The organism is Hahella sp. KA22 (assembly GCF_004135205.1).
Lineage (GTDB): Bacteria > Pseudomonadota > Gammaproteobacteria > Pseudomonadales > Oleiphilaceae > Hahella.
In genome coordinates this window covers 1,846,856-1,861,435 of record NZ_CP035490.1, presented here as the reverse complement: position 1 = coordinate 1,861,435, position 14,580 = coordinate 1,846,856, and the positions used below count along the sequence as shown (strand labels likewise).

The following is a 14,580-nucleotide window of genomic DNA, read 5'->3' as shown; positions in this document are numbered from 1 at the left end:
CTCCGGTGGTAGCTATAATTCCATAATTTGCATCGCATGCGGAGCATACATCGGGGGAGGTGGCGGGGTAAATTCCAAGGCCGATTCCATATAGGCGGCGAAAGTTCTGTAAGGCGCTTCGAATACGCCGCTCAAGCAACATTCGCTGGTTGCCTGCAGGCCAAATTGGTCGTGGAAGCGCTTATCCGCGCCTATATATATACGACCAGGCCCATCGATAAACTGGTCTGCGGTGATATCGACGATCAACGCCCCCATTTCCAACCAGGCGTGTGGTTCCTCGCCACGCAGGCCGCTGACGAAGTTCACATTGTCATAGCCATGCGCCGTCAACCAGGTGCCGAGCATGTCGCTCGCAGCGCGACAGGCGCAGTAGGGAAAGCGTCCCAGATAGGTGTCGCTGATTTCCCGGCCATGGGCTTCAAATACGGTTCTGGCTTTACAAACTTGCTCTTCTAATTTTTGTAAGTTCATAGGAACCTCAACAAGCGTTTGCAATTCAATATTTCTGCTTGCCACGGCTTTTCCCTATTCTTCCTTGAGCCGGCGCCGACACTCTCACACCCCGCCGCCAAACTCCGGGAAAGCCACTTCCTGTGGCCGCCTCCGCCCTGATCTGAATTCAGGGCAGACGCAACACTCTATCAACATAACCCGACTTTTCCTGTCGTTCACCCCGTTTTCAAGGGATTTTGCGAAAATGCGCTCTTCGTCATATTTATTCAGGTTGCGTCGAAAAGATGAGGGATACAGGGCTCACCACAGGCTGGTTCCGACGTTCACAGACAAAGAGGAGGGACTCTATTGATCTGTCGAATGAACAGCCTTGATCTCGGACAATAAAGCCTGCGTTAGGCCGGCGCCGAGAACATAACTTTTACTCTCAATTGTTTTCCCAGGCCATATTCGTAAGAATAGCCCCTTTTCCGTTCGCATCGTCCCGACAGGCACGTCTTTTCCATTGCGCAGATGTTTCAGCCATGAGTAAACAGTTCAGTTTCCCCTTCTATAACACCATCCTTACCCACGAAAGCGGCGTCACACTCACTCTTCCTGGCAATATGACCGAAATTGCCTGGCTGAACGCCCCTAGCGCCCATGTTGCCCGCCAGTTTCAAAAGCGTGCGCAGAGAAAACTGCTGAAACAGGGCGAATATGTAGAGCTGCTGCACTACCTGCCGGAAGGCGAGACGGAAGTGCGACAGGTGAAAGTAAAGGTCCCGGCCTCCAGAGACGGCGGCTATACAGGACATGAGATTACGTTCGAAGCCGTTATCTGGCGCTTGCGCCAAGGGGAAATCCTCGGCGTGGTTCCAGCCTTGGCCGTCGCCTGCCTCTGCTGGGACGAAGAACAGATCATGCAGCGGGTAAGCGAGTGCATTCAGCTGGAGATGCTGCGTAATAAGCGGTTCGACAGCGCGCGCTCGCTCATCGCCTGTCAGTGGTATGCGTCCCCTAAAGTCGTGCGTGAGGAAGTGATGCTGGAGTTCTACACGCCAGCCGAACTGGCGGACCTGCGTCGCCAGCAGGACGAGCCGATGATCGCAAAGACCGCACGCCGCATGCATCGCAGCCGCGCCAGCGTGTTTGGCCTGGACGCTTACGTAGACACGTTAAACCGCAACCTGCTTGGCGAATTCCGCCAAAGCGTGCTGGTGGTTGGCCCCAGCGGCTGTGGCAAGACCGCGCTCATCAACGAATTTGTGAAGCGACACTTCACCGGCGCCAACAGCAACAAGATTCCCTGGCGCACTACCGCGGCGCAAATGCTGCAAGCCCTGACGCAACAGGGCGGCTGGCGTCACGCACTGGGCTTGTGGGTGCGCGAAGCCCGCGCTAACAGCGAACTCATTTACCTGGGCAACTTTAGCGAGCTGTTCGAAGTTGGCCAGTATCAAGGCAACAGCGTCAGCATCGCCGAAGCCCTGCGCGATCCGCTGACACGCAATGAAATCACCCTCATTGCGGAAGTGACGGAAGAGCAGTTGGCCGCCATTGATTTGCGCGCCCCGGGTTATAGTCAGCTCTTCCATATCGTGCGTTTCACCGAACGCGGCGAGGAGGAGGAAAACCAGATTGCGCGGCAGGCGATTCAAGCTCAGGCGGAACTTTTCAACATTCGCATCGCCCCCCACGCCATTGAACGCATCATCCTGTTGCAACGCCGCTATGCGCCTTATTCCGGCTATCCTGGCAAGATCATCCGCTTCTTTGAAAACATGATCCTGGCGGCCCGCAAAGACAGCAGCGCCATCACTGAAAATGAAGCCATCGCCGCCTTTTGTGAAGAGAGCGGTATGCCGCGTTTTCTGGTGGATCATCAGGCGCGTCTGGACGCAGATAAAGTCCGCGAACATTTCCGTCGCCGCATCGTCGGTCAGACTCAGGCCGTGGAAGCCCTGGTGCGCGCCATCATTACCGTCAAAGCCGGTTTGGCGCCTCGCGGCAAACCCATCGCCTCGCTGCTGTTTGTAGGCCCTACCGGCGTCGGTAAAACGGAAATGGCGAAAACCCTGGCGCAGTTTATGTTCGGGGATGAAAAACGCCTATTGCGCTTCGATATGAGCGAATACAGCGATCCTTATTCCGTCACCCGACTGACCGCCACCGGCGAAGCCAGTCTGGTGACCAAAGTGCGTCAGCAGCCTTTCTCGGTGTTGCTGTTCGATGAAATTGAGAAGGCCGATCCAGCGTTTTACGACCTGTTGCTGCAGGTGCTGGGAGAAGGACGGCTTACCGACGACCACGGCGAGTCCGCCAACTTTTGCAGCGCGCTGATCATCATGACCTCCAACCTGGGGGCTCAGCAGTTCATGCAAAACAGCGTCGGCTTCAGCACGGAAGATAAAACTGACGCCGCCGCCCAACGCCATTTCGAACAGACGGCGGCGAAATACTTCCGCCCGGAACTGTTCAACCGCATTGATCAGGTCGCGCCTTTCTTCGCCCTCACGCAGGAAGAGCAAATGGTCGTGCTGCAAAAAGAAATGCGACGCTTAGAGGGCGCCGCCGGGCTAAGTAATCGTCAGGTCAGTTTGAACTTCGAGCCCCCTGTCTGGAGCCACCTGAACAACCTGCCCTCGGACCCGCGCTACGGCGCCCGCTCTGTGCAGCGACTCTTGCGCAAGCATGTCACCGCCCATCTGGCGCCGGCGCTCAGCGCCCGCCCCCACGAAGATCCCCTGGAGATCACCGCCACCGTCAGCGCAGACGCACTGAGCTTCGACGCCCGCGTCACCCATCTGGAGAAACGCGCCAGAGGCTACTTTATGGAGCTGACCGAGAAGGTCGCCGCCCACCGCCGCGATCTGCAGGCGCTACAGGAGAGCCCCACCTGGATTTCCTGCCTCAGCGAACTTGACCAGATGGACGCGCGCAAACGCCGCAAGCGTAATTCGTTTTGGGAGGACCCGGAGCAAACCCGGCGCTATGGCGAGTTGTTCAACCTGCGCGAAGCGCTTACGCAACGCATAGAAGACGCCTACGCACTGGAAAATGAGTGCCTCAGCCAATTACTGGATCAACAAAGCGCCATGCTCTCGGAAGACTATGAAGAGACATTGCGAGAACTGCAGACGCGCTTTGACGACTTCCTGATCGAAGTCGAGAGCACGCTCAACCCGCACTATAACCAACATCTGCTGTTCGTATACGGCGGCCAGCCTCAACTCGACCGTCTGTCCCTGTGGTACGAGCGCTGGTTCGAAAAATTAGACCATGACTACACCCGGGTATGGATCTATTTAGACCCCGACTTGGACGCCAATCCGATAACGGAGGCCGTCCCCCACGGCGAGTTTGTCAAGCTGGTGACGCTGCCGCCCTATAAAGTCAGCAAAGAAATGCTCACTCAGGAAGAACTGCCTCTGATCGGCATGGGCTGGGTTTTATCCGGCGCCTGCGCGCAATATTTCTGGCGTCATGACCATGGCAAAGTGGACTGGGCCACGGAAGAAGACAAAAACGCGCCGATGTACATCGATTTCAATGACGCCAAGCTTGACGAATATGAGGTTCCCGCCGGCATTCACCGCATGAAGTTTTACAAAGACATGAAAGCCCATCGCAAAGTCCGCGAAGAAGAATATCAGGACGAACGCTTCGGCGACCCGCAGACCTATCAGGATCTTTCCGGGCACTCAGAGCGGGTCAAACACAAAGCCGCCCGATCCCTGCAGGACAAGCTGCTGGCCCGCCTCGTCATCCGTCAGGAAAAGAAACCGGAAGACAAAAAGCGCGACGCTAAATCCGCCTATGACGATGCCGCAGGAGGGCTGCAGGAATGACGTTACTGCGACTCGAATTTCCCACGCTGGTGGAAAGCCGCAATGGCGAGTTCACCCTGACGCCGCTGCTGACGGAGGGCTTTATCGTCAGTCGACGCCGCTATGGCGACGCCCTGCGCAGCTATCAATCCTCGCTCAAAAAGACCTTCGACGATCGACGCCTGGACCGGGACAGCGTAGAACATTTGCTCTGGTTATGCTTCCAGCCGGACTATCGGTTCGAGTTGATACACCTGACGTTCAAGTCCGGCATGCACTTGGTGGACGGCCTGTTTGCGGTGGCGCAATATCAGGTGCGCGAGCATCGCTACCTCTGCCTTCCCAAGCTGAATTATCAGACGCTGCTCATCCCTGACGATGTAGAGACACGCCCACAGCTGATTGAATTTCTGGTGGGAAGAATTGGCGCCTATATTCGCAGTCAGCGCAAAGCGGATGAGTCCTTCGACATCAAACGTCTACACTCTCAGGCCGGCGATTCCGCCACCACTATCGGCGTCTCCGTGAATGTCGAACAGAGCGACTTCCCCTTCGAACAAAATGCAGCGTCGCTATTTTCCTTTTTCTCCGCCAGCCGCGAATTCAGCGGCGCCTATGAACTGAAAAAGACAGCGGAAGATCTCGCACAATTTTATCCAGATGACCTGGAAGGCTCGCTGCATCGCGATAGCGAAGCCGTCTGGCTGGAACGCGCGCTGTTCTCCGGCGAACCGCAACCCGTCGTCATCGTCGGCGCGCCCGGCGGCGGCAAAAGCAACCTGATCCAGCACACGCTGGCCCAGTACATGGCGAACAGCGACGTCAAAGCGCCGGAGCGACTGCAAAAGCTCTGGCTGCTTGATCCATTACGGGTAATCGCCGGGATGAGCGTGGTTGGCGAATGGGAGCGGCGCTTTGAAGCGATTCTCAGCTGGGTGAAGAAGCGCCTGCAGAAGACCTACGCCATCCGCACCCCGGACGTGCTCTACATCGATAATCCCGTGGCGCTATTCCGCATCGGTAAGAGTTCGCAAACCAGCCTTACGCTCAGTCATGTGCTGAAGCCGTATCTGGAGCGCCGGGAAATCGGCCTGGTGTTGGAGGCGACGCCCTATGAATGGCGCCGCATTCAACAACTGGACCGTGGCTTCGCCGACCTGTTCCAGGTATTGCGACTGGAGCCGCTGCCGGCGGAAAAACTGTCGCAAATTTATGTGCGCCGACGCGCGCAATGGGAGCGCGAATACAACTGTGAAATCGCCTCCCAGGCGCTGCTTACCCTGCTGGGACTGGAGCCGGGCTTTCGCGGCGACAGCGCCCTGCCCGGCTCGGTATTGTCCGTCATGCGCGACATCGCCGTGAAGCATCAAGGCAAACGCGCCGATGAGCAAGCGGTGTATCAGGCGTTCCAGACCAACTTCCATTTCCGCAGAACGTTGATCGACAAAAACGCCACGCTACAGGAAAACGAAGTACGCCGTTTCTTCGAACAGCGTCTGGTGGGGCAACCGCAGGCGCAGGACGTGCTGACGGACACAGTGATGACCATCAAGGCGCAGCTGACGCCCTTGGGCAAACCGCTCAATACCCTTCTGTTTATCGGTCCTACCGGCGTAGGTAAAACTGAAGCGGCGAAACTGCTCACACAACGATTGTTCAACAACAGCGACTGTCTGGTGCGCATCGATCTGAACGAGTTCGTCGACGCGGGCTCCGTACACCGCCTGATTGGCGATGGTATGGGGCAAGGCGGTTTACTGACGGAGCGGGTGCGCTACCAAAAAGCCTGCGTCCTGCTGCTCGATGAAATCGAAAAAGCGCATCCCAAGGTCCATGATTTGCTGTTGCAATTATTGGACGACGGCCGTCTTACCGACGCCATGGGCAAGACCACCGACTTCACCCAGACTGTCGTGATCATGACCTCCAATATCGGCGCCAAAGAGGCGGCGTCGCGGTTTGGCTTCAGTCATCATAGCGACGACAACGCAGCGACTTATCGCAAAAGCGTGGAGCAGTTTTTCCGCCCGGAAATGATCAACCGCATCAACGATATCGTCGTCTTTAACCCGCTACAACACAGCGATATGCAGCGACTGGCGCAACTGCACATGCAACGCCTGCTGGAGCGGGATGGCTTTATCCGTCGCAGCACCATATTGAACATAGACCCGGCCTGTCTTAACCGGCTGGCGGACGCAAGCTTTGATCCCCTGTTGGGCGCGCGTGCGCTGAAACGCAATCTGGAGCGGGTTATCACGCATCTGACGGCGCAACGACTGGCTGAACTGGACAGCCTGGACCCGATCATGCTGACCCTGTTTGACGGCCCCCATGGCGTTGACAGCCGTATTACCCGCTTCCGTCACCAGTCCATCATAGCGGGCGCACTGCCGCGTCCAGAGCAGGATTACGCCTTGCCGGACTACCAAAGAATGGTCGCCGCGCTGCAGGCGCTGGACGAACGTTTGCACCAACCGCAAAGCCTGCTCCATCCCGGCGAGAATTACGAAGATTACTGGCGCTGGCATCTTAGCGACGCTCTTCGCGAGTTGCTGGAGCCGCTGCAAACCTATACCTGGGAAAGCGAGGAACGCAGCAGGACCCAGCGTCTTCAGGCCAACATGCCTTTCCGCACCTCGGCGCGAACGCGGGAAGGCTGGCGCTCCATACGTCTGGATTTTTCAGCGCTGGCGGCTCAGAACGACCTGCGCGACTACCTCAACGGCCTCTATCAGAAAGCGGAGGACTTCGTCGATTACAACATGAGCGACTGCCTCCAGCTCGGCGTCGATTTCAGCTACGTGCTGTTTATCGCGCACGCTTATCTGAACCGGGGGCTGGACCAGGGCTGCCTGGTGATTCGCTCTCTGGTGGCGGAAAAAGGTCAAATGGGCGTGCGCTTCCTGACCAACGCCTATGAGCAGACGCTGGGGCGCCTGGGCGAAGTGCAGGACAGCCGCATCAGCGACGACTGCGTCGCGCTGGCGCTGCGTGGCCCCGGGCTGCAGCGTTATTTCAGCTATGAACAGGGAGTGCATCTCTTTATCGAAGAATCCAACCTGCAAGTGCCCGTGACCGTCGCGTTTTACCCGGGATTATCTGCGGAGGAAGGCCGTCAGCGCCGTCTGGAGCAGGACCATCAGGGCGACCTGGATATCCAGCGTCTTTACACGACGCCCACCGCCACGCAGCGGGAGTTCGGGGTCACCGATCTGCGCACCGGACTGATGCTAAACGGCTCTCCCATGCTCGCCGACTGGCGCCTGTTGATAAGCCCCGCCTGCAAAGGAGAATTACGTCATGGCGATTGAAGAATTTCCCGTAGCCTGCTGGACCTTGGAAAGCGGTGATGTAATCGGCGTCATTCTGGGGACGGAACTGGTGGTGATGGAGTCGCATCCATCCAAAATCCGTAGCGCCGCATCGGAGTGTCTGGCCAAGGCGATCAAACAGGGAGAATGCCTGTACAGCCCGGAGATCAGCAGCCCGCAAATCAGCTTCCATACAATTAATGCACTGTTGTCCTATCGTTCGGATCAGGGCGTGTATCCGCTGTCGGCGCCCAGCGCTTTCCGCATTGCGGCGGTGCATAGCCGCGACCCCAACAGGGGTTTCGGCGAATGCTTTCTACCGTTTCTACAGCGCTCGTTTTACTACTATGACGAAGTGCAGCTGAAAACGCTGATCGAGCATTTCTCCTTGCAAGTGTTGAATAACGTCACGCCGGAAGAAGCCTACCGCTACGTCATGCCTTCCGAGCCCTGGCTGGAAGTGGTCAGTTTCGACCGCGGCAAAGTGCGTCCTTCTCAACAACAGCATAACAGTGCTGCGATGGAGTACATGCAGACAGTGTCGGATCAGGCGCCATTGCCCAAGCGCGTCAAACGCCAGGTCAGCCGTCTCCCGGAAGTAGCCTGGGAGCGAGGCGAAATGATCCAGCGGCTGGCGATGGAATTGCTGGAAGGACGCAGCAGTTGCCTGCTGATCGGCGAGCAAGGCGTCGGCAAGAGCGTGCTCTGGCAGGAAGCGGTGCGGGTGGCCGCGCGCCTCAGCAAATCCAGCGATGCGCCCCTCACCTTCTGGCGCTCCACGCCGCAACGCATCATCGCCAAGGCCAAGTACCTTGGGGAGTGGCAGGAAGTCTGCGATGAAGTGGTGGAGTCTCTGGCGCAAATCAACGGCGTGCTCTGGCTCAATGATTTCATCAGCCTGCTGTCGATCGGCGGCGAAGGCCAGGAAGACTCCATGGCGGCCTACCTGCGCTCCTATCTCGCCAAAGGCCAGATCCGCATTATCGGCGAACTGCGCCCGCAAGAACTGGACGCGGCGCGTAATAAGCTGCCAGGGTTTCTGCATTTATTCGAACAGATCAACGTCACGGAATTGTCTGGCCGCTCCGCGCAGCGAGTGGTGCAGGCTTACGCCAATTACGCCGCCTCCAACTTCGCTATCGATACTCGCGACGATGCGCTGGAGACAGTATCGCAATTGGTCAGGCGCTACATCAAATACGAACGCGCCCCGGGTAATCTGGTGCGCTTTTATCATCTCTGCGTCAAAAACGCCTTTGAGAAAAAGCAGGCGACCATCACCCGCGATCAGGTCATCGCGGACTTTGTCGCCTACACCGGGTTGCCGGAGCTGTTTCTGCGGGATGAACAGGCGCTGTCTCAGCAAGCGCTACTGGACTACTTCAAAACCCGCATCATCGGTCAGGACAGCATCCTCGAACAGTTATGCCGGGTCATCCAGATCTTTAAAGCAGGCCTCAACGATCCGCAAAAGCCAATAGCGACGTTACTGTTCGCCGGCCCTACCGGCGTTGGCAAGACCGCCGCCACCAAAGCGCTGGCGGATTATTTCTTCAGCGCAGGTCAGAGTAAAAATCCGCTGTTCCGACTCGATATGAGCGAGTTCCAACATCCCGGACACATTGAGCGTCTGATAGGCGGCGAAGGCAAACCCAGTCCACTGGTGCAGCACGTGCGCGCCAATCCGTTTTCTGTGGTGTTGCTGGATGAGATTGAGAAAGCCGACGACAGCGTCTTTGACGCCCTGCTCTCAACGCTGGATGAAGGTCTGCTGACTGATCGCTTCGGCCGCACCACCGACTTCCGTAACACTATCATCATCATGACCACGAACCTGGGCGTAAACGCTGGCGGCGGCATGGGCTTCTCAGCGGCGGAAAAACGCGGGCAGGTCTCAATGAGCGGCATTCGCGATTTCTTCCGTCCCGAGTTCATCAATCGCATCGACGCCATTCTCTGCTTCAATCCACTTGATCGCGACAGCATCCTGAGCATCGCCCGGCGCGAGCTGGAGTTGCTGAACCAGCGTGAGCGCGTCCGGGAACAAAAGCTCAAGCTGAGCTTCAGTGACGCATTGGTGGAACATATCGCAGAGGCGGGATTCAGCGAGCTTTACGGCGCGCGACCAATTCAGCGCGCCATCGAGCAACGGGTCGTGGCGGAACTGGCGTCCTTTCTGGTGGCGCGGGAACATACGCCGTCGCGCATCCACCTGGACGCTATCGACGGCGCATTGGTCATTCGCGCCGAGTAGGCGCTCTATGCGCTAATTGATATCCAGCCTGATACGCAGCTCCGATTGCGTATGGGCTGCGATATCCTGCTCACGGAAGCGCAGTGGGCGCAGTCGAGGCTGCTGCGAATACAGTTCCGTCTGATCCAGGTAGTACGGCGACTCCGGATTGGCGGACTGGGAGTATGTCAAAAACCCTTCAGCGACCGGCCCATTAACAGTGAAGCTCACCGCCATCATCCAGCTCGATCCATGAGTCAGGTGATAACCTATAGCCTCCGCGCTGATTTTTGATCCTGGCAGATAAGGATAAATATGCCGAGGCAGCAGGGTTCCATCCGGCTTAATCCAGGGATTGAACACATTGAAGCCGCCCTCAATATGGGCGGCTCCGCTCCACGGGAAACGTACGCCGCTCGGTGAACCATCAAGCGTACTCATTTCGACAAACTGGGCTTCGCCAAGGGTTGTTTCCAGAGACAGCCCCGCTGCTTGCACATAACCTATCGCCGTGGCCAATTGCTCCAGCACCTTATAGTTAGGGTCAAGCTTGTTAGGCGTATTGAAAGGGTCTTGGGGAGAAAATGTCTTACGCCATTGCGGGTCTTGATCAAACTGCCAGGCGAACTCCCGAAACAATACCCCGCCCCGGCTATCCGTGTTCATCTCGCCATCCCACAAACTTAATGCGTAACACCCCTCGGTGAGGTCCACGGGTTCGCCGTTGACGATGACCGGCTCATCGCCGCCCGCCCTACAGGCGGCCAACAGATCTTCCAGGATCTCCTCCCCTAAATAGGAGCGGCTATTCAGCAGCGCCTCTTTCAGTTCAGGCAGGGTGAAGCGTCCATCCCAACCGGCAGCGTCCGTCAGTAACCGTTGCCCCATTCGCGAGCGCCATGACTGCTCATTATCCACCGGGCCATACAAAGTAGAGACGCCCCGTATCGGACTGGCGGGATTCGTCAGCCAATAACTGTCGTTGGAGTTTTGCACAAAATCGAAGCGCATGAGCTTAGGCGCTTTGAAGAAAGGAGAAGGCCCTTTGAAGTCATATACGGAAGCGTCGCCCGGCAGGATGGTGAACTCAAGCTGCTCCCGTAACTTTCTCCACTTGGTATCGGTGGTCAGCGCCGTCTCGGCTTCGGGGCTCAATTCTGGAACGGTGGAGTCATCGATATAAAATGCGTCGCCAGCTTCGTCCACCACCATCGTGTTATTGAAGATGACGCCGTCGAACTGCTTAAAGACCTTGCGGACGTCCGCCATGTCGCGGGACAGACTCAAGCCCAGCCAAGTATCGATCAGATCGAAATTCGCCCGGTTGGCGTCTTTAATGCCATATGCTACGAAGCCCCCCTCCGACGACTGGCCCCAAGGCAGTATTTCAGGGTGGGCGACCATGGGACCATAATCGCTGACATACAGGTCCTTACTGAGCGCAAACACCGTATCCGGCGCGACTTTCACATCAATGACATAACTCCGTTTCTGAATGCGACGGCGCTCGCCATCCACAAGATAGGTCATCCCCGTCGGATCTTCCGGGTCCAGCCTCAATTCGTACACAACAAAGTGTTCTGCAGTCGAGTATGTGTGGGTCCAGGCGACGTGCTCATTGAAGCCGATATTCACCACACCCGGCATGCCCGCCACCGACGCGCCCATCACGTTCATGGAGCCGGGTATGGTCAGATGCTGTTGCCAGAATCGTAAATTTCCAGTGAATGGAAAATGCGGGTTGGCCAGTAACATGCCCTTGCCATTGGCGGTTTTGCGCTTGCCCAAAGCCCAGCCGTTAGAACCCAATCCCAATCTAGACTTATCAGGCAGTGCAGCCAGCTCAACAGGAGCGCTGTTGTTGGAAGCCCAAGGCGGCGACAGCCCGCTGTCCGCCATCTGCGGCAAATAGCTCTCGCCCGGCGGCGCGGCGACATAGATCTGCGTCAAGAAGCCTGAAGAACTCGACATCAACGCCAACCCGAGGGAATAAGTCAGCAGGTCCACATCTGAGATAGGACGCACCCACGGCTGGCCGGCGCAGGTGGGGTCGATATGGTCGACGCCCACGTCCACCAGGTATTTGTTGTAGCCGCTGGCGTAGCCGGATAACAACGCCCGACTGGCGTCGCTCATGGCGTCCAGCCCCTCTTCCGCCTGCTTGCGCAGCTCCAGAGTCAGATAGCCGAAATCGTTGATAAGGTTTTGTGAATCGCCAGACCCCGGAGTCTGATCCGGCCCAAAGTAGCGGGAGCGCTGACTGTTATATTTGATGATCTGATCCGCCAGGATGCAGATATTATCCTGTGCGTAGGCGTATCCTGAACCGAATGCGAGGCTTTGCAGATTATCCGCTTCGATATGCGGCGCGCCAAACTCTGTGCGCCGGATGCGCGCCTCCAGCACGCCATCGTCGTCAAAGGCGACCGGTTGCTCGAAGCACCCCGTCAATCCCAGGGCCAGCATCAGTACGACGCCGCGATAACCCCGTGGCCATTTTCCCAAATGCAACATAGAAAACTCCTTTTCTTGTTTTAGCGCCCCCTGGATAGCTCGCCGGCTCTCCCCTTGGCGATGTTCCACTCTCCTTCGCAACACCTTCTATGCTCAGGCTGGACAAGCCATTTATACTCCCGCCGCCGTTAAATGTACACGACGCTACCAGGCGTTTTTTATCTGGTCGAAATGCAGGCCATATTTGTCCAGTATCGCCGCCACACGTTGACTGTCATTCAAACGCCGCTTCTTCAAACGTGAGGCCGCAAACAAGCGTCGGCCCGCCTCCGCAGCCGAACTGCTGTCCCGACAGACGCGCACCACGGCTTCCAATTGCACCTGATCCAGATGATCCATTTCCTCCATCTGCTCCGGCGACATCAGATTCTCCAACAGGCCGGCCTCCGCCTGCTGACTTGCGGAGCGCAGCTCCATCCCCCAGAGATACCCCAGACGCTCCATCTCCGCGTCCACCAGGGCCACGTCAATCTCTCCGGCCTCCGCCAACGTCGCCATGCGGGTGACGCTGGCGTTGAGGTCGCGGAAGTTGCCTTTCCACAATGCTCTGGGTGAACAGGCGAACTTAAGATAGCGCTTGCGGCCCTGCTGGCTGAAGCGCACGCGAATCCCGTTTTCACGCTCAAAACGTTGCAGCTCGTAGTCCAGATTAGGCTCGATATCTTCATGCCGATCCGCCAGACCCGGCAAACGATATGTCCACAGGTTGATACGCGAGAACAAATCCTCCCGGAAACGCCCGTCGATGACATCCTGGCGCAGATCTCTGTTAGTACCGGCGATGAGTTGAAAGTCGCTGTTTTCTTCTTTGTCCGCTCCCAGAGGGAAAAAGCGTTTATCCTCGATGGCGCGCAACAGCATGGCCTGCTCATCCAAAGGCAGCTCGCCGATCTCGTCCAAAAACAATACGCCGCCGTCAGCCTCCTTCAATAAACCATCCCGTTTCTCAACCGCGCCGGTAAAAGCGCCCTTGCGATGTCCAAACAATGCAGACATGGCGTTATCTCCACGCAAGGTGGCGCAGTTGACCTCCACAAAAGCGCCTTTCACATCCTGACGCTTACGCTTCAGTTCGTAGATACGAGAGCCCAGTCGTGATTTACCGGCGCCGGTCGGCCCCGTAATCAATATGGGGGCGCGAGTGCGAATCGCCACGGTCTCAATCTGCTTGATCAACTGGTTGAAGTCCGCATTACGGGTATCGATGCCGGACTTCAAATAATCGGTGTCGCGCTTACGCGATTGGCTGAATATTTCCGCCACGGAGCGCGGCGCATTATCCAGATCGATCACTTCCACCTTGCTGCCGCCTTCATGATCCCGACTCGGCGCAGTTTGCAGCAGCTTGCCGGGGAAATAGCGGGCGCCCACAGACAAAAAGATAGATATCTGCTGAATGTGGGAGCCGGTGGTGATATGAAAGAAGTACTCCTCCTTCTCCGTATCAAAGGGATAGCCGTCAATAAACTGATACAGTTTGGGGAATACCTTATGCAGATCCCAGGGCGCATCGAAATCCAGTTGCTGCAGATCCACCTGAAGTTTGGGCGCCACGTCGCCAATATCGGCGATCACTTCATCCGCCAGTTCGCGATCCTGCGGGTTATATAGCAACACTAAGCGATCGACAGGAAACGCTTCCGGATGTTGCGCAATGGACACGGTAGGCCGCCAGCGTTGCCAGCGCTTTTCATATTTCCCCCTGCGACGGGACACGGCGTCCATGGTGGAGCCTAAAAAGCCAAATACCACTTTATGTTTACGTTTCTTGATCGCCACGCCGCTCTACCCATTCAGCAATAGACTTAATTGTGGAGATTTTAGATGAAAACTTCTTTTTTTCGAATATTTGATTCCAAAATAAGAAAATCTTTTTTTCTTAAAACGGTTCATAGCCATTGCTACAGATTTCCCGCACACACGTCTCAACCCCCGGGAAATATGGCGACTTCAGAGTTTCTTTGCAGAAAAGAAAAAGTTGGCACGAGTAGTGCTAATATTCGGGCAACTTAAACTTAACGACTCCATTGCGGATACCGGCATGTTTTTCATGATCAAGCACTTCAATCAACAACCAGGACAGATACAGAGCCAGCCCATAAGCAGCGGCTTGGTGGCCTGCCTGCGCCATAACGATTGGTATTGCGGTTATTCCAGCGACTGGAGCAAATCAAACGATCTCGGCGAATCAAAGGCGAACCACACCCTTCGATGACGTAATCACGTCCGGAGGGAAGCAAACGCCCTCCGGACA

At 56.7% G+C, this 14,580-nt stretch carries 7 protein-coding genes; 4 read left to right on the top strand and 3 right to left on the bottom strand.

What is annotated here, in order from left to right; all coding sequences use genetic code 11:
• Positions 1–12: 12 nt before the first annotated feature.
• Positions 13–474: a hypothetical protein gene (locus EUZ85_RS08280; protein WP_127968846.1), complete on the bottom strand. Its 462-nt coding sequence runs from the start codon at positions 472–474 to the stop codon at positions 13–15.
• 506 nt (positions 475–980) lie between these two features.
• Here EUZ85_RS08280 and EUZ85_RS08275 point away from each other — a divergent pair.
• Genes EUZ85_RS08275 through EUZ85_RS08265 form a run of 3 tightly spaced genes read left to right on the top strand, consistent with a single transcriptional unit; the run spans position 981 to position 9,833 of the window.
• Positions 981–4,286 carry an AAA family ATPase gene (locus tag EUZ85_RS08275; protein WP_127968845.1) on the top strand — a complete coding sequence of 1,102 codons (3,306 nt, stop codon included), beginning with the start codon at positions 981–983 and terminating at the stop codon, positions 4,284–4,286.
• Positions 4,283–7,579, top strand: a complete 3,297-nt coding sequence (locus EUZ85_RS08270) for an AAA family ATPase (RefSeq protein ID WP_127968844.1) — start codon at positions 4,283–4,285, stop codon at positions 7,577–7,579. The genes EUZ85_RS08275 and EUZ85_RS08270 overlap by 4 nt, the downstream gene beginning before the upstream one ends.
• Positions 7,569–9,833, top strand: a complete 2,265-nt coding sequence (locus tag EUZ85_RS08265) for an AAA family ATPase (RefSeq protein WP_127968843.1) — start codon at positions 7,569–7,571, stop codon at positions 9,831–9,833. Before EUZ85_RS08270 ends, EUZ85_RS08265 begins: the two co-directional genes overlap by 11 nt.
• 12 nt (positions 9,834–9,845) lie before the next feature.
• On the opposite strand, the gene EUZ85_RS08260 is transcribed toward EUZ85_RS08265, so the two are convergent.
• Together EUZ85_RS08260 and rtcR are read right to left on the bottom strand one after the other, a co-directional pair.
• Complete coding sequence (locus tag EUZ85_RS08260) at positions 9,846–12,326, bottom strand: acylase (RefSeq protein WP_127968842.1); 2,481 nt, start codon at positions 12,324–12,326, stop codon at positions 9,846–9,848.
• A 144-nt stretch (positions 12,327–12,470) separates the two neighbouring features.
• Positions 12,471–14,105, bottom strand: coding sequence for an RNA repair transcriptional activator RtcR (gene rtcR, locus EUZ85_RS08255; RefSeq protein WP_127968841.1), 1,635 nt, complete (start codon positions 14,103–14,105; stop codon positions 12,471–12,473).
• 262 nt (positions 14,106–14,367) lie between these two features.
• Here rtcR and EUZ85_RS31115 point away from each other — a divergent pair, with 262 nt between their 5' ends.
• A complete protein-coding gene (locus EUZ85_RS31115; protein WP_164887205.1) occupies positions 14,368–14,541 on the top strand; it encodes a hypothetical protein in 174 nt (57 codons plus the stop codon).
• Positions 14,542–14,580 lie beyond the last annotated feature (39 nt).